Consider the following 18,984-nt stretch of genomic DNA (forward strand, 5'->3'; position numbering starts at 1 on the left):
GGGTGCGGCCCTTCGCCGTTGCGGACCGGTCCCGTTTCACGTGAAACCGGACCGGTCCGCACCTGAAACGGTGACCCGCCGGCCGGAGAGGCAGGACGTCTCTTCGCGTGTGCCGGTCCCGGGCGGCGGGCTCAGCGGGTGGCGCCGGTGACCATCCATCTGCCGGAGCGGGCGCGAAGCCAGAGTGTCGCCATGCGTACGAGCATCATGAGGGCCATCGCGCACCACAGTGCGGTCAGACCGCCCCCGAGGACGGGAACCAGCAGGGCCGCCGGGGCGAAGACGGCCAGGGTGACGAGCATGGCCCAGGCCAGGTAGGTCCCGTCTCCGGCGCCCATCAGTACGCCGTCCAGGACGAAGACGACCCCGGCGACCGGCTGGGTCAGCGCAACCACCAGCAGGGCGGGGAGCAGTGTGTCCTGCACGGACTGGTCGCTGGTGAACAGCGGGACGAACAGCGGACGCGCAAGAACGATCAGGGCTCCGAACACGACACCGGAGGCGATTCCCCACTCCACCATGCGACGGCAGGCCTCACGTGCGCCCTTGGTGTCACCGGCCCCCAGATAACGCCCGATGATGGCCTGGCCCGCGATGGCGATGGCGTCCAGCGCGAAGGCCATCAGGCTCCACAGCGACAGAATGATCTGGTGCGCGGCAATGTCGGTGTCGCCCAGCCGGGCGGCGACGGCGGTGGCGATGAGCAGGACGGCGCGGAGTGACAGCGTACGGACGAGGAGGGGCACGCCTGCCCGGGCACTGGCCTTGATGCCGGCGGCATCGGGGCGCAGCGAGGCGCCATGGCGCCGGGCGCCACGGACCACGACCACGAGATAGGCGACCGCCATGCCGATCTGGGCGAGCACCGTGCCCCAGGCCGATCCCGCGATGCCGAGTCCGGCGCCGTAGACGAGGACTGCGTTGAGGGCCCCGTTGGCGGCGAATCCGCCGATGGCGACGTAGAGCGGTGTGCGGGTGTTCTGCAGGCCCCGGAGCACACCGGTCGCGGCCATGACCACGAGCATCGCGGGGATGCCGAGGCTGGAGATCCGGAGATAGGTGGTCGCGTAGGGGGCTGCGGTGTCCGAGGCGCCGAACACCTCGACGAGCCAGGGGGCCAGGGGGAGCGCCAGGGCGATGACGGCGATGCCGAGCAGGATCGCCAGCCAGATTCCGTCCATGCCCTGGCGGATGGCGGACGGCAGATCGCCGGCGCCGACCCGTCGTGCGACGGCCGCGGTGGTGGCGTAGGCGAGGAAGACGAAGATGCTCACGGCGGTCGTCAGCAGGGCTGCGGCAACGGCCAGACCGGCCAGTTGCGGAGTCCCGAGATGGCCGACGATGGCGCTGTCGACCATCACGAAGAGGGGCTCGGCCACGAGGGCGCCGAAGGCCGGGACGGCGAGCGCGACGATCTCGCGGTCGTGGCGCCTGCGACGGGACGGCGGGGTTGCCGGTGCCTGGATCATGGGAGCCAATCTAATCTTCCACAGGTAATGGATGCAAGCGGTTGGTGATCCTTACAGAACTCATGGAGTGACGTTCTGGCATGTGCCGGTTGTCGCGATCTTCGGCTCCCGCGGAAAGTTTTTCTCCCCCACAGCCCGTGGATGGAGAAAGTGCAGGTCAGGCCAGTGATGATGGCGTGGTTATGAGTTTGTCCACAGTGCTGTCCCCCGGTCCGTGCACAGGTTCTGCGGAGTTCTCCACAGCATCTGGTCCGTCGTCCACATGCCCTGTGGATAACCAGATTGGCTGACGGTGCGGAGGCGCCTACCGTGGTCCGGCGCCCCCACCTGGTTTCGGCCCCGGAAACCCGCACAACCCGACACACCGGAACCGGAGTCGGGCGTCTTGTTTGTCGGTGCCGTGCCGTAAGAAAGAGTGGCACGGCTAGGTCCGCGGAGCGGACGGGAGGAGGTGGCCGGATGAGCATTCCCGAGCCTTTGGACGACCCCTGGGCCGACACCGGTCCCAGCGACCGGCTGCCCGTCTCCCGCCAGCGCCGGGGCGAGAGCAGGGACCGCGGCGAGCAGCACGAACGAGGCCGGGAGAGCAGCGGCTGGGAGGGCGGTTCCCCCGGGTTCGAGCGGGTCCCGCCCCAGGACCTCGACGCGGAACAGTCCGTCCTCGGCGGCATGCTCCTGTCCAAGGACGCCATCGCGGACGTCGTGGAGATCATCAAGGGCCACGACTTCTACCGGCCCGCACACGAGACCGTCTATCAGGCGATCCTCGACCTCTATGCCAAGGGCGAGCCCGCCGACCCGATCACGGTGGCGGCCGAGCTGGTCAAGCGCGGCGAGATCACCAAGGTGGGCGGGGCTCCGTATCTGCACACCCTGGTCCAGTCGGTGCCGACCGCGGCCAACGCTTCGTACTACGCGGAGATCGTCCATGAGCGTGCCGTCCTGCGGCGGCTCGTCGAGGCCGGCACGAAGATCACGCAGATGGGATACGCGGCCGACGGCGATGTCGACGACATCGTCAACTCCGCCCAGGCCGAGATCTATGCCGTCACCGAGCAGCGGACCAGCGAGGACTACCTGCCGCTGGGCGACATCATGGAGGGCGCGCTCGACGAGATCGAGGCGATCGGGTCGCGCAGCGGCGAGATGACCGGTGTGCCGACGGGTTTCACCGACCTCGACGCCCTGACCAACGGCCTCCACCCGGGCCAGATGGTCGTCATCGCGGCCCGCCCGGCCATGGGTAAGTCCACGCTCGCCCTGGACTTCGCCCGCGCCTGCTCGATCAAGAGCAACCTGCCCAGTGTGATCTTCTCCCTCGAAATGGGGCGGAACGAGATCGCGATGCGTCTGCTCTCCGCAGAGGCGAGGGTGGCGCTGCACCACATGCGTTCGGGCACCATGACGGACGAGGACTGGACGCGACTGGCGCGGCGGATGCCCGATGTCTCCGCGGCCCCGCTCTACATCGACGACTCCCCGAACCTCTCCATGATGGAGATCCGGGCCAAGTGCCGTCGTCTGAAGCAGCGCAACGATCTCAAGCTGGTCGTCATCGACTATCTGCAGCTGATGCAGTCCGGTGGTTCGAAGCGTGCCGAGAGCCGTCAGCAGGAGGTCTCGGACATGTCCCGAAACCTCAAGCTCCTGGCCAAGGAACTCCAACTGCCGGTCATCGCGCTCTCCCAGCTGAACCGTGGCCCCGAGCAGCGCACCGACAAGAAGCCGATGGTCTCCGACCTCCGTGAATCCGGATCGATCGAGCAGGACGCCGACATGGTGATCCTGCTGCACCGTGAGGACGCCTACGAGAAGGAGTCACCGCGCGCGGGCGAGGCGGACCTGATCGTGGCCAAGCACCGTAACGGTCCGACAGCGACGATCACCGTCGCCTTCCAGGGGCACTACTCGCGCTTCGTGGACATGGCACAGACCTGAGCAGCCCGATTGTAGGTTCGCATTTCGCCTGTCCCTTTCTCGTTGACGATGGCTTTTGTCTGGCCCAAGGGACAGCGTGGTGAGACGAACTTCTTGTCCCGTCGCATTTCAGTTGGCAGATTCGCGGTCTTCGTGGACGTGAAGCTGAAGCGCCTGCTGACCCCCGAAGGTGGCCTCACGCTCAGCTGAGCCTGTGAGGCCGTCCTGTTGCGTGGCTGGGAGTACCAGGTGTGAGGGGTACCGTCCGGCTCGATCGCCAATGCCTCCGAACCGACGCCGGATGCTGCGGCGCGCTGAACGGCGGGCTGGGTATACGGAGGTGACGGCGTTCTTGAACATGGCTGCGGTTGGTTCTTATGCCTCTCCTCTTGGGTTCATAGGCCGTAACCGGTGAGACTGTTCTGGTGACGTCCCGTATCCCGCGCGACTCCAGGCTTCGACTCGTCCGCCCGCGCCCCCTGGCCGCCGCCCCCTCAGCTGTGAACCAGCGGCGCCCACGCCGCCCCGCGCCCCGCCCGCCGGAGGGCACACCGGCACCGGCGGAACTGGCCCGTATGGCGCGCTCCGATCTGGCCGCCGCCTTCCGCATCGCTCGCTGGGCGCTCGCCGTGCTCGGTCCCGACTACGACAGCCGAGCCTTCGATGGTACGGGCGACCTGGCCGACGCCACCGCCGAACGGGCGGCCCGGGAACTGGGCCTGACTGTGATTCAGGTCCGCTCCGACTGGAACATCGCCCGTCTCGTCGGCCTCGTCGAGGTACACGGTGGCCGCGCCCGCCCCGGCTGGCGGCTGCACGCCTGGAACCGCGACGACAGCGCCGTACTGCGTGGCTGGGTCGCCCTCTTCGACGCCTGGTCGCTCGCCCACGCCGAGCCCGCCGAGCACGAGCCCGCCGCCGTCGGCGAGGTCGTCTCGGCCATGTCCCAGGTGCTTTCCTTCCTCCAGCTGTGCGCGGGCCCGGCCCCCGTGGCGCAGCTCCTGGACCTCCTCGAACAGCGGGTCACCGAACTGCGCACCGAGCGCGGTGAGATCCCCTACGGCCCGCAGACCGAGGACACGCCCCTCACACCCCTGCTCGACTGGGCCCTGCACGCCCTCGCCTCCGTCGGCGCCCTCACCTACGTCGGCGAGCAGGCCACGCTCACCCCGCTCGGCAGCTGGGCGGTGTGGGTCAAGCTGGAGCAGATCTGCGTCGCCGCGCAGAGCCCCGCCGGCAACATCGAGCAGGCCGCCGAGGACATGCTCCGCGGCTGCGCCCAGCTCCGCCCCAACGCCGCCCGCGCCGAGTACCGCGCCTGGCTCGCGGCCCGCCCCGTGGGCAGCGCGGTCACCGAACTCATCGATGCCGCCCGCGGCGACGACGCCCTGCTGCGCGGCCTCGCCTTCGAGGCGCTGCGCGTGGTCGGCGCCCCCGCCGAGCCCCACGTGCGCGCCGTGGCCGACGAGCCCACCCTGCGCCCGTACGCCCTGCTCTGGCTCGCCGAGTACGACGACGTCGCCCCCGAGGTCGCCCACGAGGTCCTCACCCGGGAAGAGGCCACCTGGCTGTGGGTCGACACCGCCGCCGCGGTCGCCGACCACGGCGAGGCCCTGATGCTCGTACGGCACCTGGAGTCGGCCGTGCAGCCGACGGTGCCGATGCTCCTCGACGAGGTACGGGCCGTCGGCCACCCCCGCACCGTCCAGGTCCTGGTCGCCCTCGCCGCCGCCCACCCCGAGCCGGCCCTCGCGAAGGCGGTACGCCGCGCAGCCTTCCAGATGCACACCGGGGGCCTGTCGGCAGGCCCCGTACGGCCGATGGGCGGCGGTGCCGAGTTCCCTGCGGTCCCGGACACCCTTGGCAGGGAAGACGTAGTACCTCCCGCATCATCGGCACCGCCGCGCTGCCGAGCCCATCTGACGCTCCTGGACGACAATCCCCGTGCCGGGATCCCCGTACGCCTGGCCCTAGAGCTGGTGGCCGAAGCCGCTCATCCCTGGGCCCGCCCAGGTACCCGGCCCCCGCTGGACATCGTGGCCATACCGTTGAGCAGCGCGGAGGTTGCGCCAGCCACCGTGCTGTACGGCCCTGGGAACGCCGATTCCGCGCAGTTCCGCCTCACGGCTGCGGAGCCTGGCACGCACCGGATCCGGTTCACTGTTCTCCACCACGACACCGGCGTCGTCCTGCAACAGGTGGAGACGGACCTGGTCATCTCTGGTCCCGGTCCCACAGGGGGCGGGAGTAGATGGGCACCGCTACGCGAGGGGAGGTACTGACCCGGTGCCGCGCGCATTGACCACCCGCGTCGTCCAAGACCCCAGCGACGGCTTCCGCTTCCTGCCGCACTTGGAGACGGAGCCGCCAGATCTCCGCGTCAGCTTCGACGTCCTTGGCGGCGGCCGGATCCGGGCCCGTATGTCGGGCACGTCGGTTCCGGCGCTCCACGGCAGCGAGCACAAGGCCGACCTGAGCGCCCGGCCCGACGAGGTCCACGGCGCGGCGGCCCGGCTCTGCGCCCGCTGGAAAGAGCGGTTCGTCGATTTCCAGCCGGTCGACGACCACGGCCGGGCTCGGCGAGACCGGCGGCGCCCGTACGCAACAGCCGCGGACCTCAGCGCCGAATCAGAGGACGAACTGCGCCTGGTGATGGCCGACCTGGCCCGCGGCGGAGAATCCCTACTATTTGACACCCTGCTGCGCGGAGACGACGTACGGACCGAAATGTTCCGCACCTACCTGCGATCGGCCCTGTCCCGGAAGGGGCTGCGAGTACGATTCGACTCCGATCTTCACCTGCCTTGGCCGATGCTCTGCGTGACCGAAGAACCCACCACGCCCGCAGCGACCTTGGACGACCTGTTCGCCCGTTTCCTCGGCCACCGGCACCAGATCGAGCACACCGGCGACGCCTACGCGTGGATTGGGCCGCTCGGTACGACTCCGCAGCAGCCCGCCGTCAGCCTGAACCATGACGTCCGCGTCGGCCGCGCGACCCGGGCGGATGAGGTCGCGAAGGCGCTGACGGAAGGCGCAGAGTGCACCGTACGCACGACGTACGAGGAACTCGTCCGCGACTTCGGGAATTCGGACCTTGACGAACAGTTGACGTACTTCTGGTGCCACGGCGAGTTCATCGGGAACGAGCCCGAACCCCACGTCCTGGTCATCAGACTCACGGATGGCACCGCCTTCGACGGCCACACCGTACGCGAGCTGCGGGCACGCCACCGGCACAGCCGGTTTCGACCCCTCGTCCTGCTCAACGCCTGCCACGCCGGAATCGCAGGAGCGAGCGCGGACCGTTCCTTCCTCGGACGCACTCTCATCGAGCACGGTGCGCAGGGCGTCCTCGGGCCGCAGATCGCAATGCCGCAGGCGTTCGCCGCGGAATACGCGCTTGAGTTCGTCACGCGATACTTGCGCGGCAAGGCGACTGCCGGCCGCATCGCGCACGAGCTGGCCCGGCACTTCGCCGCCCGATACCGCAACCCCCTGGGCTTCGCCTACGGGCTGCACGGCGGCATGGACTCCCGTCTGGACCGGACGAGCGGAGGCGACGCATGAGCCACGCCGCCGCGGTCGAGGCCATCGACCTGGACGAGACCGGCTGGCTACTCGACGCCGACACCGGTGAGCCGGTGCCCGAGCACCGGCTGCGCCACTACTTCGCGGAGCGTCTCGCCCCGCCCGCCTGGGCAACGGACATCCTCGTCTACGTCCACGGCTGGCAAACATCCCCCGGCTCCGCCTACCGCACGGCCGAACGACTACTGGCCTTGGCGCACGGCAACCTCGCGACGGCCCCAGCCCGATATCCGGCCCTGGAGGCCGAGGGCTACAAGCCGTGGTGTGTCGTGGTGCGCTGGCCGTCGTCCAGCCCGGTCACCCCTGCCGGCTACCGCAGGATCCGGGACCGGGCGCACGCAATGGGAGCCCGCGAGGGAGGCGGACACGCCGCGCACATTCTGGGCCGTCTCCTCGGCTACCTGGACGCCGAGCGTGCCGCCCCCGGGGCAGCGCCCGTGCTGGCCAACCGCGACGGGCAGTACCTTCACCTCGTCGGACACTCCTTCGGCTGCCGGTTCCTGTGCGAGGCGATGCAGTGGGCGGCAGACGCCCAACTCGACGACACACTCGGCTGGAGCGTGAGGAGCCTCTCCCCCTCCCGCCCATTCAGCGCGGACAGCATGCTGTTGTTCCAGATGGCCGCACGACGCGACGCATTCCTCTCGCTCTTCCCATACATGCTGCCGACTGAGGCGCACGACGGCGCTCCATTGAGGGGCCCCGTCGTCGCCACGTACTCCCGCCACGACCGGGCGACGGGGTTCTGGCACCTGAGGGCCGAACGGCAGCCCGGCATCGGGCATTCCGGGATCGGTCCGGCACCCGCGCCCATGTTCACCACGCGTCTTCTGCCGCTCGACGAGCAGTATCCGCTTTCCGCACTCGACCACCGCTTCGTCAGCATCGACGCCTCCGACGTGTATGTCCGCGGTCGCCATCTCAACCCGGCGGGGGCCCACTCCGACCATGTGCGCCCGGAATCCGCCCATCTACTGCTGACCCTCGCGAACTACTCGCGCTGAGCGGCCAACGCACGCAAGGAGGTGCGCACCTCAAATATTCCGAATGCCTGCAGGCGAGAGGGCAGCTCTCACGGGACAAGATCGTGAGACAGACCTGCCAGTGGCCCGCGAATGAGACGGTCGAGCATTTCCAGGTCAGCACACCGGAATGGGACAATCCGAGTGAGAACCTACACCGATTCAGGGCGGTCCGATCCCGGGCGGCCGGGTTCCGGGCGGTCCGGCCCATGGCGATCGCTGAGGGCCCCGCGCCGCCGCCCCCGGGGACGGTCAGCCGGGTAGCGCTCTCCCCGGATCAGCCGGGGCCATGTCCCGGGCGACCTCGCGCGCCGTGCGGCCGAAGAGCTCGATCGCCCGACTGCCACCGCCGGACCGCCACATCAGGTGGTACCCGAGGGGCTGGTCCCCCTCCACCGGAACGTAGGAGATGCCGGGGCGGCCGTGGTACAGGGCGACGTGCGCCCCGGCCAGCAGCGCGCCGTTGCCGGCCGCGACGAGTGTCAGTCCTTCCTGGAAGCTGGTGACGGACGGGCCCGGCGCGATCGCCCTGCCGCTGGGGGTGTGCGTCGGCAGCCGATGCTCCTGCCAGTACTCCGGGATGTCTCCCGCGATGGTCAGCAGCGACACCTCGGCCAGGTCCTCCAGCGTCACCGTGTCCCGCCCGGCGAGGCGATGCCCGGCGGCGACCGCCAGCACCCGGTCCTCGGCGAGGAGGGTCGGGCCGCGGGTCAAGTCGGCCTCGTCCAGAGGGAAATCCGTGAGCTGAAGGTCGAAGTCGCCTCTGCGCAGCATCCCGTACGGATCGGAGAGGGGCACTTCGCATACCTCGAAGCTGAGTTCGGGATGGCTGGCGCGCAGCTTCTCGGTGGTCTTCATCACCATCTCTCCGGCCAGCGGCGTCGAGAAGCCGACGTACAGGATCCCTTCGATGCCGCGTGCCGAGGCGACGGCCCGGGTCAGGGCGCTCTCGATGCCGCGGTAGTGGGGTTCGAGATCATCGAGGAGGCGGCTGCCCAGAGCGGTCAGCGCAACGCTGCGGCTCGTCCGCGTGAACAGCGGCGCTCCCACTCGGCGCTCCAGCTTCTGGACGAGCTGACTCACCCGGGCACGGGAAAGGTGCAGCCGGGCGGCGGTCCGGCCGAAGTGCAGCTCTTCGGCGAGGACGAGAAAGCATTCGAGCTCGTTCTGGTCCATGTGCATCCCCCGGGTCGCGTCGGCCATGGATCGGTAAGCCTGGCTGTACGAACGTTGCGATCATCGCTGTTGTTCCGCTCCGGGGTGCGGAGAAGGCTTGAGGCATCACCAACACCCACCACTCCGGGAGGGGTTACTCGTCATGAGTGCCTTGAGTACGTCGAACGGGCTGGACGCGCGCAAGTGGGGCATTCTGCTCGTTCTGTGCGGCGCGATCTTCCTCGAGGGCATCGATGTGGCCATGCTCAACGTGGCGCTGCCGGCGATCCGCGCCGATCTCGGACTCTCCACCGGTGAGCTGCAGTGGGTCATGAGCGCCTACGTCCTCGGTTACGGCGGCTTCATGCTGCTCGGGGGACGGGCGGCCGATCTGTTCGGGCGCCGTCAGATGTTCGTCCTCTGGCTCACCGTCTTCCTGCTCTTCTCCGGGCTGGGCGGATTCGCCACCGAAGGATGGATGCTGATCGTCGCGCGATTCATCACGGGCGTCTCCGCGGCGTTCATGACCCCGGCGGGCCTGTCCGTCATCACCACGGGCTTCGCAGAGGGGCCGGAGCGGAACAAGGCACTGCTCCTGTACTCGGGCACCGCCGCGGGAGGGTTCACGATCGGGCTCGTCGCCGGGGGCCTGCTCACCGCCGCCGGCTGGCGGTGGGTCTTCTTCGCCCCGGTCGTCCTCTCCTTCCTCATCCTCGTCGCGGCTCTCGCCTTCGTCCCCAAGTCGGACCGCCCCGACAGAACCGGACAGCGCGTCGACGCCGCCGGTGCGGTCACCGTGACCGTCGCCCTCGTGCTGATCGTGCTGGGCGTCGAGCGTGCGGCTCACTCCGGAGTCATTGCCAGTGCCGCAATCCTGACGGCCGGTCTGGCCTTCCTCGTCGCCTTCCTCGTCATCGAGCGGCGTTCAGCCGAGCCACTGGTGCGCCTGGGCATTCTCCGCAACGGGCCCCTGGTGCGGGCGAACCTCTCGGCGATGCTGTTCGCTGCCGGTTTCTTCGGCTTCCAGTTCCTTGTGGTGCTCTACCTCCAGGAGCTCCGCGACTGGTCGCCGCTGCAGACGAGCCTCGCGATGCTGGTCGTCGGCGTCGACGCGATCCTGTCGCCGACCCTCACGCCACGGCTGGTCAACCGCTTCGGCAACGACGCGGTGATCCTCGCAGGACTGCTGCTTGCCGTGCTCTCCTACGGGCTGTTCCTGCCGCTGGGCGCCGACTGGAGCTATGCGGCGATGTTCCCGGGCCTGATCATCCTGGGCCTCGCCTTCTCTCTGGCGTACGGCCCGCTCACCATCGCGGCCACGGAAGGGATTGCCGAGGAGGAGCAGGGGCTCGCGGGTGGTCTGCTCTACACCGCCTTCCAGTTCGGCGCCGCGCTCGGACTCTCCGCGGTGACCGCGATCAGTGTGGCCGCCACGCACGGGGAGACATCCGCAGCGCTGCTGGACGGCTATCGGGCAGGGCTGCTCGTGCCGTTCGCGGCCGCGGTGCTCGCCGCCGTCGTCGGAGCCTTCGGCCTGCGCTCCCGGCGGGACACCGCGCCGGAGTGCGCCGGCCTCACCGTCGCCTCCCACTGAGCCTCTACTCCTGCGACGGCCCCGAAAGGACGACCGGACCGACGACCGACAGCGTCACCACCTGGGCCGACGACGGGAGACCGAAGATGCCCGCGTGGGAGCTGTACGGGCGGGGCGGTCCTCCGGGCGGCGGCTACGACCCGGTTCATTACCGGAAAGGCGGCCCCGGCCACCCGGAGGACCACGTGCTGAGCATCGGCCCATGGCGTATCCAGCCCGTCCGCGGTTCCGATCTGCGCAGCACGGTGTGGCGCAAGCAGGACCCGGCCGCGGCGGTCACCTCGTCCACCGCGGACCGGCAGCGCGGAAGCGGATGCCCGGAGCCCGGGAAATGAAGTCGCCAAGGGCCTCTGCGGGAGGTAGTTGTTGACGATGACCTCCCCTGCTGAACAGTTGCTCCCGAGTACGCGGCGCGCGCTGCTGCACCGCATCGCCACCGCCCAGGCCGAGGGCCGCTCCCCGTCGCTGGCCGCCGCCGTGCAGCGGCGGGGCCAGGCCGTCTGGAACGGCTCCCGTACCTGTGTCGACGGCCATGCCCCCGATTCCGATACGCAGTTCAGGATCGGCTCCCTCACCAAGACGTTCACTGCGGTGCTGGTCCTGCGGCTGCGTGACGAGGGTCTGCTGGATCTCGGCGATCCGCTGGAGAAGCACCTGCCCGGTACGGGAGCGGGAGACGTGACCATCCACCAGCTGCTGGGCCACAGCGCCGGGCTGGCTGCCGAGTCGCCCGCACCTTGGTGGGAACGGACCCCCGGCACGCTGCGCCCCGGCCTTGCGGACGTACTCGGTGAGCAGAGCAGGATGCACTCGCCCGGGCGCCGGCATCACTACTCCAACCCGGGCTACACCCTGCTCGGGTCACTGATCGAAGCGGTGCGCGGAGCGTCATGGGCCGAGGTGCTGCGCACCGAGATCCTGGAGCCGCTGGGCATGCACCGTACGAGCCCGCAGGCACAGGCTCCGCACGCAGGCGGCTGGGCGGTCCATCCGTGGGCGGACGTCATGCTGCCCGAACCGGCCGAGGATCTCGGGCTGATGGCGCCTGCCGGGCAGCTCTGGTCCACCACCGCGGACCTTCTTCGCTTCGCCGCGTTCCTTGCCGACGGCGACGACCGGGTGCTCGCGGCAGCCTCCGTGGCAGAGATGAAGGAACCGGCGGCACCGCCCGAGCCGGGGAACTGGGAAGGCCATTACGGTCTGGGACTACAGGTGGTCCGGAGGAAGGGCCGCACGCTCATCGGGCATACCGGGTCGCTGCCCGGCTTCCTGGCGGCGCTCTGGTTCAGTGCCGAGGACGATGTGGCAGCCGTCGCGTTCGCCAATGTCACCGCCGGGGTGATGGTCGGAGAGGTGGCCGCCGAACTCGTGGACATCGTCGCCGAGGCCGAACCCCGCATCCCGGATCCGTGGCGCCCGCTGCCCGAGGTGGACCCGGAGCTTCTGGCGCTCACCGGCCCCTGGTACTGGGGGACGCGTACGAACATTCTTCGGCTGGCCCCCGATCGCGGGCTGGAGCTGCAGACTCTCAACGGTCAGGGGCGCGGTGCCCGTTTCACCGCCCGCCCGGACGGCACCTGGATCGGGCTGGACGGGTACTACGCGGGGGAGACACTGCGGGTCGTTCGGAACGACGACGGCAGCGTGAACCATCTGGATCTCGGATCGTTCGTGTTCACGCGTGAGCCGTACGATCCCGCAGCGGCCGTTCCCGGTGGCGTGGACGAGGACGGCTGGCGCGGCCTGGGGAGCTGAGCGACCCCAGGAGCTGAGGGGCCCCGGGGTTGAGTGGATCGAAGGGTTGAGCGGATCCAGGGGGTGAGCGGTCCTGGGAGCCGAGCGGCCCGTTTCACGTGAAACGTCGTGAGGGGCCGGTCAGCCCGTCAACTCCCTTTCCAGCGGCGTGCGGAAGCGCGGTGTGATCCGGACCTCGCCGACCCAGTGTGCCAACCGGGATGCCTCCGCCTCGATCGCGGCGGAGGCATCCCGGCCGACGTCGGTGAGCAGCCGCCAGACCGGCTCGCCGTCGGCGCGCAGAGCCCATCCGCCCACGACCCGGCCGTTCCACCACACGGTGGGGCCGATGTTGCCCGAGCGGTCGAAGAGGGCCGTCCGGTGTTCGGCCGGGAGATGGAATCCGCGATCGGCCCATCCCATGGCGCTCGGGTCGAGCGCCGGCAGCAGGGCGGCCCAGGGCTCGGGAGCCGCCTCGGGCCCCTGGTCCCCGGGCGCGACCCAGGCCGTGGCGCCGTTGTCGAGCCGTACCTCTTCCGCCCCCGCCGTGGCCAGCGCCCTGCGGACCTGGCCGAGGCCCCAGCCGGTCCACCATTTGAGGTCCCCCTCGGACGCGGGGCCGTACGAGCGGAGCCAGCGCAGGGCCAACTCCGCCTGCGCCAGGTCGCTGTCGAGCCCGGTTCGCGGCTCGGAAGCCGTCCATCGGAACTGGCTGGAGGTCCAGGATCCTCGCGGCCGGTCCCGCCGGATCCTTCCTTCGGCGGCCAGTACGCGGATGACCCGTGAGGCCACGCCCTGAACCGTCTCCTGCTTCTTTCCGGGGAAGACCGTGATCTTGGTACGCAGGGCGGGTACGGCGGCGGAGAGCTCGCTGCCCGTGGCGGAGCCCCGGGTGGTGAGGGCCGTGAGGACGGCCTCCTCGGTGTCGGCGAGCCATCGCTCGTCCAGTCCGTTGCCGTCCTCAGCCAGGTGTTTGAGGAGGGTCCGGTGTTCCTTCGCGGCGACAGCGCGCGCATTCGACGCCTCGACCAGAGGCGCCATCTCCTCCGATACGACGAAGAGGGTGTTGCGCATGGAGAGCAGGCGGACCAGCGAGACGTCCTCGTAGAGGCGCTTCTCCACGGCGGATACCCCGGGTGCTCTCAGGCGTGCGCACGCGGAGAGGAACACGGTGGCTGCGTCGGTGGCGTGCAGGGCGATGAGGGCGTCGGCCACGGCGACGGGGGACTCGGGCCGCATCGATGGGGCCAGGAGGTGCCGTCGGCCGATCCTGGTGCGGCGTTGCTCGTCACTGATGCGGTGCACAGTCGCTCCCTCGGGCGCGGGGCTGAGGTCAGAGGGTGAGCTTGAAGCCCACATGGCTGGCCACGAAGCCGAGCCGTTCGTAGAAGCGATGTGCGTCGGTCCGGGTGGCATCGGAGGTCAGCTGAACCAACTGGCAGTCCTGGCGGCGTGATTCGTCCACGGCCCACTGGATCAGCTGCGTGCCGAGACCGCTGCCGCGCTCGTCCCCGTGGACACGGACGCCCTCGATGACCGACCGGGTGGAGCCGCGCCTGGAGAGACCCGGGATCACGGTCAGCTGGAGCGTCCCGACGACGCGGTCGGCGCGTACGGCGACCATCACATGCTGGTGGGGATCGTCGGCCAGCCGCCGGAACGCCGCGAGGTACGGGCTGAGGTCGTCCGGCGACTCACGCCCGGCGCCCAGCGGATCGTCGGCGAGCATGGCCACGATCTCTGCGAGATCGCCGGTGGCCGCGGGGCGGATTTCCAGATCGCTCATGATCGAACAGCCTACGCCGGGCCGCGCTCCGGGGCCGGGTCCTTTATACGGGGACCTTCAGCTCCTCGACAGCACGGACGAGCGGGGCCAGTTCGGGGTTCTCGGCGGCCTCGTCCAGAGCGGCCCGCAGAGCGGTGTCGTTGGTCGGCCGGGCCTCGGAGAGCAGCGTGAGACCGGCTTCGGTGACATCGGTGTAGATGCCTCTCCGGTCGGTGTCACAGAGGTACCGGGTCAGCAGGCCCCGGTCTTCGAGACGGGTGACCAGTCGGGTGGTGGCGCTCTGACTGAGCACGACGGCGTCGGCCACCTGCTTCATCTGAAGGTGTCCACCGGGTCCGTTGTGCTGTCGGCTCAGGACGTCCAGCAGGGAGTACTCCCTGACGCTGAGGCCGTGCCCGGCCTGAAGAGCCCGCTCGATACGGGCCTCGATCTGCCCGTGGAGCAGGGAGAGCGCGCACCAGCCCTGGGAGAGGGCGGTCAGTGCCGGGTCCGTCGCTGTCATGGTCTCTCCTCCGTGCCGGAGCTGCTTGCGTCCAGGATAGGCGACAACCGCAATAGCCCGCGTTTGCAATTAACCCGCGCCTGCAATTATTGTGGACGCTCGTAAGGCGCAGACGCAATTTCCAGGGAAGGTGAAACCCATGCCGCTGGCGCTCCTCGCCCTCGCCATCGGGGCATTCGGCATCGGAACGACCGAGTTCGTGATCATGGGGCTGCTGCCCGAGGTGGCTGCGGACTTCCAGGTCTCGATCCCGACCGCAGGCTTCCTCGTCACCGGGTACGCGCTCGGTGTCGTCATCGGAGCCCCTCTGATGACCCTCCTCGGCACCAGGGTCAGCCGCAAACGCATGCTGATGATCCTGATGGCGCTGTTCGTCATCGGCAACGTGGTCTCCGCGACCGCTCCCGTCTTCGGAGTGATGCTCGCGGGCCGGGTGGTCGCCTCGCTCGCCCACGGTGCCTTCTTCGGCATCGGATCGGTGGTGGCCGCCGATCTGGTCGCCCCGCAGAAGAAGGCCGGCGCGATCGCCATGATGTTCACCGGCCTGACCGTCGCGAACGTCGTCGGTGTGCCGCTGGGCACCTACATCGGTCAGAGCGTCGGCTGGCGGAGCACGTTCCTCGTCGTCGCGGCGCTCGGCGTCATCGGTCTGCTCGGTGTGGCCAGGCTCATTCCCGACCAGCCGCGCCCCGAAGGCGTCCGGCTCCGCCACGAGCTCGCCGCGTTCCGCAACGTGCAGGTGCTGCTCGCCATGGCCATGACCGTTCTGGGCTTCGGCGGGGTCTTCGCCGCGATCACGTACATCACACCGATGATGACCGAGATCGCCGGTTACTCGGCCTCGTCCGTCACCTGGCTGCTGGTCCTCTTCGGCCTCGGAATGGTCGGAGGCAACCTGCTCGGAGGCAGGTTCGCCGACCGGCGTCTGATGCCCCTGCTGTACGTGTCCCTGGGCGGCCTCGCCATCGTTCTGTCGCTGTTCACCCTGACTGCCCACAACAAGGTCGCGGCAGCCGTCACCATCTTCCTGATCGGCGGCCTGGGCTTCGCGACCGTACCCCCGCTGCAGAAGCGGGTGCTCGACCAGGCGGCCGGCGCCCCGACGCTCGCCTCGGCGGTGAACATCGGTGCCTTCAACCTCGGCAACGCCCTGTCCGCATGGCTCGGCGGCATGGTCATCGCCGCCGGTCTCGGCTACACCGCACCCAACTGGGTCGGCGCTGCGCTCGCCGCCTCCGCCTTGGTGCTCGCCGTCGTCTCCAGCACTCTGGAGCGCCGCACGACCGCCCGGAGCGTCCTCGTGGCCACCCACACCCCGGAACCGGCCGCCGTACCCGCCGGACGGCACTGACCGCCCGACCCCTCACACCCATTCCACCGCACCACATCAAGGAGCCATCCCCCATGAGCACCCTCCCCGCCGCCGTAGCCCCGCTGACCACGCAGGACGCGGAGGCGCTGATCGAAGCGGCCCGTTCCGCGGCCGAGACCGCAGGAGTCGCGGCAGCCGTCACGGTCCTTGACGCGGGCGGTCACCTGCTGGCCTTCCGCCGAGACGACCGGGCCGTCCTCATCGCCGGAGAAACCAGCACCCGCAAGGCGTACACAGCGCTGCAGCTCAATGCCCCCACGGCCGACCTCGTCGACGCGGTGCAGCCGGGCGGCCTCTTCCACACCCTGCCGACGGCACTGGACCGGCCGCTGCTCTTCATCGCCGGTGGGGTCCCCGTCCACCGCGACGGCCGGCTGATCGGCGCGATCGGCGTCGGCGGCGGTGCTCCCGAGCAGGATCACGGGTTCGCGACGACTGCGGCCGCCGGCCTCCGCTGACCTCCCATCTGCCCGGCGCGCAGCCGTAATTGACTGGTGTCAGCTCCCATCCGGCCGGAGAATTCCCGCACATGGGAGCTGACATCCACGGGTTCATCGAATGCCGATCGCGGTGGGCGGAACCGGAGGACGCCTGGTCGGCAGCGGTCGATCTCGATCTGCTGTACCTGGGCCGGAACTACGACGCGTTCGGCTGCCTGTTCGGCGTGCGGAACTACGCAGGCTTCGCCCCACTCGCAGCGGAGCGGGGGCTGCCCGAATGGGTCTCGGACGCCGCACGCGCGGATTTCGATGACTGGGGATCCGGCGCGCACAGCTCCAGTTGGATCGGCTGGAGTGAAGTGAAGTGCGTCGACTGGGACGAGCCCGGTGAGACCACGGACCGGCGGATCCACGCGTACGAAATGGTGGACGGTGCGTGGGCGCTCGTCTCCAAGGCGGCCTGGAGTGCTCGTTTCGCCAAAGCGGCAGGACTCCCGCTCCATCCCCCGACCGGCACGGCCGACTACGGCCGGACGGACTGGCCGGAGGGCACCGAGTGGCGGGACGGTGACCGCCTCTACCGGGTCGAGCGCATGACCCGGCGCGAGGCAGTGCCGACGGACGGCGAGTGGAAACCGGTCTGGTCCGTGATGGAGGCCCTCGCCGCAGTACACGGCGACGAGAACGTCCGGCTCACCGTGTGGTTCGACAACTGAGCGGGACTCCGGCCCGGAGCGGTGACGCGGAGGCTCGGTTCGTCGTGCCGGGTGTCAGCCCGTCGCCAGACTCAGCGGCGCGAAGCAGCGCGTCCAGTCCCCCGGCCGCTCCGGGCGCCCGTAACTCATCACCGTGGTCGCCGGTCCGCGCTCCAGCCCGCAATCCCTGAACCAGGCCAGCAGTTCCTCGTGGCGGGCATCGATGTCCGCGCGCAGAGGCCGGTCCGTCGCCGCGGCCAGTGAGGTCACGAGCAGCTTGGCCGTGGCGGTGTCGCGGGCGAGCAGCGGACCGATGACATGGCTCTCCGAGCTGGGCCACAGCGCGGCGTAGCCGACCAGCTTCCCGTCCTCCTCGGCCACCCGCAGATGGTCGGCGAAGGCCGGGAGGCGGACCAGGAGGTGCGTTCGGTCGAGGCCGAAGGCGTCCGCGTCCAAGCGGAGCAGGGCCTGCAGATCTCCCGCTGAGGCGGGGCGAACCGTCGGGCCCGCGCCGGAGGCCGTCCCCGGGTCATCCGTCATGCCGGGACGGCCCGGCTCCGCGACGGGCCGGAAGGGCCCGCTCACCCGCTCGGTCCGCCCCACAGCAAGGAATCCGAGCGCTTCGTAGAGCGGCCGGCCCGCCTCCGTCGCGTAGAGGCTGAGAGGGACGCCCCCGGTCGACTCGATCACCTGCCGCATCACGTACCGCCCGACCCCCTGCCGGGCGTAGCGTCCGGCGACCAGCAGCATGCCGATGGCAGTCGTACGGGTGCCGTACGTGGTTGCCACGCACGTCGCCATCAGGCCCTTGCTCTCCGGATCATCGATGCCGTAGACCGTGCTCGCAGCCAGCAGCAGACCCCACCGGTGCTCATCGCGGGGCCAGCCGCGGTCCTCGCTGAGATCGGCGCACGGAACCAGATCGTCCCGGGTGAGACGCCGGAGGGGCAGATCGGCGAGCGGGCGGGGCAGTGAGCGGGACATAGGGGTCAGGCTGTCGGACGCGGTGATCGTTCGTCCACCGCTTTAACGGATCTGGCCGAGACGCGCAGCAGTCGGCCGCGGCGGGTCGGGCCCCACGGCTTCAGCACCGAGATCGCGGTCATGAACAGATAGGCCACCGCGGCCACCGAGGGAGCGACGACCAGGCTGATGTCGACAGCTGCCCGTTCCGCGGCTTCGTCGATGCCGGGGCGCAAGGAGAAGACCGACAGCCCCGTCGTCATCAGGGTGAGCCAGAACTTCGTCCAGACCCAGCGGTGTCGGGCCAGTCCCCAGGGGGTGCCGAGCGACAGGACCAGACCGCTGAGCAGGGTGGCCAGCGCGACCGGGATGACCAGCCAGTCGCCGAAGATCTTCATGGCCCGGGTGGCGGCCCGGGCGGTGTCGGGATCACCGGTCGAAAAGGCGGTGATGCCGAGTGCCAGCAGACCGACGGTGAGACCGAGCCAGCTGACGGATACCGACACATGGGCGACCAGGAGGCCTCTGCGGGTGTGGCGCTTGAGTGGTTTCACGTGAAACACGGTGCAGCGGGCGGAACGCCAGGTCATCTGACGAGGGGAGTATCCCCATGTACTGGCCTCGGCGTACACGGGAGCCAGGAGCCGCCGCCCACGAGGGCCGGTGAGCCCGTCGGCCCTCGTGGGGATCCGGGCCCTGGGGCGGCCGGCCTTCCTGCCGGACCCGGACCCGTCGCCCGTGGCA

The 18,984-nt window shown here is 69.8% G+C and carries 16 protein-coding genes and 1 pseudogene; 10 read left to right on the forward strand and 7 right to left on the reverse strand.

Annotation, left to right across the window (positions count from 1 at the left end; all coding sequences use genetic code 11):
- Nucleotides 1-131 precede the first annotated feature (131 nt).
- On the reverse strand, nucleotides 132-1,469 hold the full coding sequence (locus tag ACIQMX_RS19970; protein ID WP_363066918.1) for an MATE family efflux transporter: 1,338 nt from the start codon (nucleotides 1,467-1,469) through the stop codon (nucleotides 132-134).
- 459 nt (nucleotides 1,470-1,928) lie between these two features.
- Between ACIQMX_RS19970 and dnaB the strand changes: the two genes are divergently transcribed.
- From dnaB to ACIQMX_RS19990, 4 genes and pseudogenes are all read left to right on the forward strand, one after another.
- The gene (gene dnaB / locus ACIQMX_RS19975) at nucleotides 1,929-3,407 is read left to right on the forward strand and encodes a replicative DNA helicase (RefSeq protein ID WP_148019636.1); all 1,479 of its coding nucleotides are present in this window, start codon (nucleotides 1,929-1,931) and stop codon (nucleotides 3,405-3,407) included.
- 404 nt (nucleotides 3,408-3,811) lie between these two features.
- Nucleotides 3,812-5,182, forward strand: a pseudogene (locus tag ACIQMX_RS19980) (hypothetical protein); the annotation flags it as partial.
- 490 nt (nucleotides 5,183-5,672) lie between these two features.
- Entirely contained in the window at nucleotides 5,673-6,956 is a 1,284-nt protein-coding gene (locus tag ACIQMX_RS19985) for a CHAT domain-containing protein (RefSeq protein ID WP_363066910.1), read from the forward strand.
- The gene (locus ACIQMX_RS19990; RefSeq protein ID WP_363066909.1) at nucleotides 6,953-7,981 is read left to right on the forward strand and encodes a hypothetical protein; all 1,029 of its coding nucleotides are present in this window, start codon (nucleotides 6,953-6,955) and stop codon (nucleotides 7,979-7,981) included. The genes ACIQMX_RS19985 and ACIQMX_RS19990 overlap by 4 nt, the downstream gene beginning before the upstream one ends.
- 270 nt (nucleotides 7,982-8,251) lie before the next feature.
- Here ACIQMX_RS19990 and ACIQMX_RS19995 read toward each other — a convergent pair whose 3' ends face one another.
- Nucleotides 8,252-9,175 (reverse strand): LysR family transcriptional regulator, encoded by a 924-nt coding sequence (locus ACIQMX_RS19995; RefSeq protein ID WP_402479781.1) that lies wholly within the window; start codon nucleotides 9,173-9,175, stop codon nucleotides 8,252-8,254.
- 142 nt (nucleotides 9,176-9,317) lie between these two features.
- Here ACIQMX_RS19995 and ACIQMX_RS20000 point away from each other — a divergent pair, with 142 nt between their 5' ends.
- From ACIQMX_RS20000 to ACIQMX_RS20010, 3 genes are all read left to right on the forward strand, one after another.
- The gene (locus ACIQMX_RS20000) at nucleotides 9,318-10,748 is read left to right on the forward strand and encodes an MFS transporter (RefSeq protein WP_402479784.1); all 1,431 of its coding nucleotides are present in this window, start codon (nucleotides 9,318-9,320) and stop codon (nucleotides 10,746-10,748) included.
- Nucleotides 10,749-10,834: 86 nt separating this feature from the next.
- On the forward strand, nucleotides 10,835-11,083 hold the full coding sequence (locus ACIQMX_RS20005; protein ID WP_402479787.1) for a hypothetical protein: 249 nt from the start codon (nucleotides 10,835-10,837) through the stop codon (nucleotides 11,081-11,083).
- 37 nt (nucleotides 11,084-11,120) lie between these two features.
- Nucleotides 11,121-12,503 carry a serine hydrolase domain-containing protein gene (locus tag ACIQMX_RS20010; RefSeq protein WP_363066905.1) on the forward strand — a complete coding sequence of 461 codons (1,383 nt, stop codon included), beginning with the start codon at nucleotides 11,121-11,123 and terminating at the stop codon, nucleotides 12,501-12,503.
- A gap of 120 nt (nucleotides 12,504-12,623) precedes the next feature.
- Here ACIQMX_RS20010 and ACIQMX_RS20015 read toward each other — a convergent pair whose 3' ends face one another.
- From ACIQMX_RS20015 to ACIQMX_RS20025, 3 genes are read right to left on the reverse strand one after another with little or no spacing between them, the layout of a single operon-like run.
- Nucleotides 12,624-13,787, reverse strand: a complete 1,164-nt coding sequence (locus ACIQMX_RS20015; protein ID WP_363066904.1) for a winged helix DNA-binding domain-containing protein — start codon at nucleotides 13,785-13,787, stop codon at nucleotides 12,624-12,626.
- 28 nt (nucleotides 13,788-13,815) lie between these two features.
- Entirely contained in the window at nucleotides 13,816-14,268 is a 453-nt protein-coding gene (locus tag ACIQMX_RS20020; RefSeq protein WP_402479790.1) for a GNAT family N-acetyltransferase, read from the reverse strand.
- Nucleotides 14,269-14,311: 43 nt separating this feature from the next.
- Nucleotides 14,312-14,770: a MarR family winged helix-turn-helix transcriptional regulator gene (locus tag ACIQMX_RS20025; protein ID WP_402479793.1), complete on the reverse strand. Its 459-nt coding sequence runs from the start codon at nucleotides 14,768-14,770 to the stop codon at nucleotides 14,312-14,314.
- 139 nt (nucleotides 14,771-14,909) lie between these two features.
- Here ACIQMX_RS20025 and ACIQMX_RS20030 point away from each other — a divergent pair, with 139 nt between their 5' ends.
- The 3 genes from ACIQMX_RS20030 (at nucleotide 14,910) to ACIQMX_RS20040 (ending at nucleotide 17,298) form a co-directional block, all read left to right on the forward strand.
- A complete protein-coding gene (locus ACIQMX_RS20030) occupies nucleotides 14,910-16,121 on the forward strand; it encodes an MFS transporter (protein ID WP_363066901.1) in 1,212 nt (403 codons plus the stop codon).
- Nucleotides 16,122-16,174: 53 nt separating this feature from the next.
- A complete protein-coding gene (locus ACIQMX_RS20035; RefSeq protein WP_363066900.1) occupies nucleotides 16,175-16,600 on the forward strand; it encodes a heme-binding protein in 426 nt (141 codons plus the stop codon).
- A gap of 71 nt (nucleotides 16,601-16,671) precedes the next feature.
- Nucleotides 16,672-17,298, forward strand: a complete 627-nt coding sequence (locus ACIQMX_RS20040) for a hypothetical protein (RefSeq protein WP_402479798.1) — start codon at nucleotides 16,672-16,674, stop codon at nucleotides 17,296-17,298.
- 54 nt (nucleotides 17,299-17,352) lie between these two features.
- Here ACIQMX_RS20040 and ACIQMX_RS20045 read toward each other — a convergent pair whose 3' ends face one another.
- Together ACIQMX_RS20045 and ACIQMX_RS20050 are read right to left on the reverse strand one after the other, a co-directional pair.
- Nucleotides 17,353-18,261 (reverse strand): GNAT family N-acetyltransferase, encoded by a 909-nt coding sequence (locus ACIQMX_RS20045; protein WP_402479801.1) that lies wholly within the window; start codon nucleotides 18,259-18,261, stop codon nucleotides 17,353-17,355.
- Nucleotides 18,262-18,266: 5 nt separating this feature from the next.
- Complete coding sequence (locus tag ACIQMX_RS20050) at nucleotides 18,267-18,794, reverse strand: DUF2269 domain-containing protein (protein WP_402479804.1); 528 nt, start codon at nucleotides 18,792-18,794, stop codon at nucleotides 18,267-18,269.
- Nucleotides 18,795-18,984: the final 190 nt, after the last annotated feature.

This window comes from Streptomyces sp. NPDC091416 (assembly GCF_044756845.1).
Taxonomy (GTDB): Bacteria; Actinomycetota; Actinomycetes; order Streptomycetales; family Streptomycetaceae; genus Streptomyces.

Bases quoted from the DNA above. Each gene is read 5' to 3' on its own strand.
- ACIQMX_RS20025 (WP_402479793.1), bottom strand. From the start codon at position 14,770: ATGACAGCGACGGACCCGGCACTGACCGCCCTCTCCCAGGGCTGGTGC.
- ACIQMX_RS20000 (WP_402479784.1), top strand. From the start codon at position 9,318: ATGAGTGCCTTGAGTACGTCGAACGGGCTGGACGCGCGCAAGTGGGGC.
- ACIQMX_RS20035 (WP_363066900.1), top strand. From the start codon at position 16,175: ATGAGCACCCTCCCCGCCGCCGTAGCCCCGCTGACCACGCAGGACGCG.
- ACIQMX_RS20040 (WP_402479798.1), top strand. From the start codon at position 16,672: ATGGGAGCTGACATCCACGGGTTCATCGAATGCCGATCGCGGTGGGCG.
- ACIQMX_RS19995 (WP_402479781.1), bottom strand. From the start codon at position 9,175: ATGGACCAGAACGAGCTCGAATGCTTTCTCGTCCTCGCCGAAGAGCTG.
- dnaB (WP_148019636.1), top strand. From the start codon at position 1,929: ATGAGCATTCCCGAGCCTTTGGACGACCCCTGGGCCGACACCGGTCCC.
- ACIQMX_RS20045 (WP_402479801.1), bottom strand. From the start codon at position 18,261: ATGTCCCGCTCACTGCCCCGCCCGCTCGCCGATCTGCCCCTCCGGCGT.
- ACIQMX_RS20005 (WP_402479787.1), top strand. From the start codon at position 10,835: ATGCCCGCGTGGGAGCTGTACGGGCGGGGCGGTCCTCCGGGCGGCGGC.
- ACIQMX_RS19970 (WP_363066918.1), bottom strand. From the start codon at position 1,469: ATGATCCAGGCACCGGCAACCCCGCCGTCCCGTCGCAGGCGCCACGAC.
- ACIQMX_RS20030 (WP_363066901.1), top strand. From the start codon at position 14,910: ATGCCGCTGGCGCTCCTCGCCCTCGCCATCGGGGCATTCGGCATCGGA.
- ACIQMX_RS19990 (WP_363066909.1), top strand. From the start codon at position 6,953: ATGAGCCACGCCGCCGCGGTCGAGGCCATCGACCTGGACGAGACCGGC.
- ACIQMX_RS20020 (WP_402479790.1), bottom strand. From the start codon at position 14,268: ATGAGCGATCTGGAAATCCGCCCCGCGGCCACCGGCGATCTCGCAGAG.
- ACIQMX_RS20010 (WP_363066905.1), top strand. From the start codon at position 11,121: ATGACCTCCCCTGCTGAACAGTTGCTCCCGAGTACGCGGCGCGCGCTG.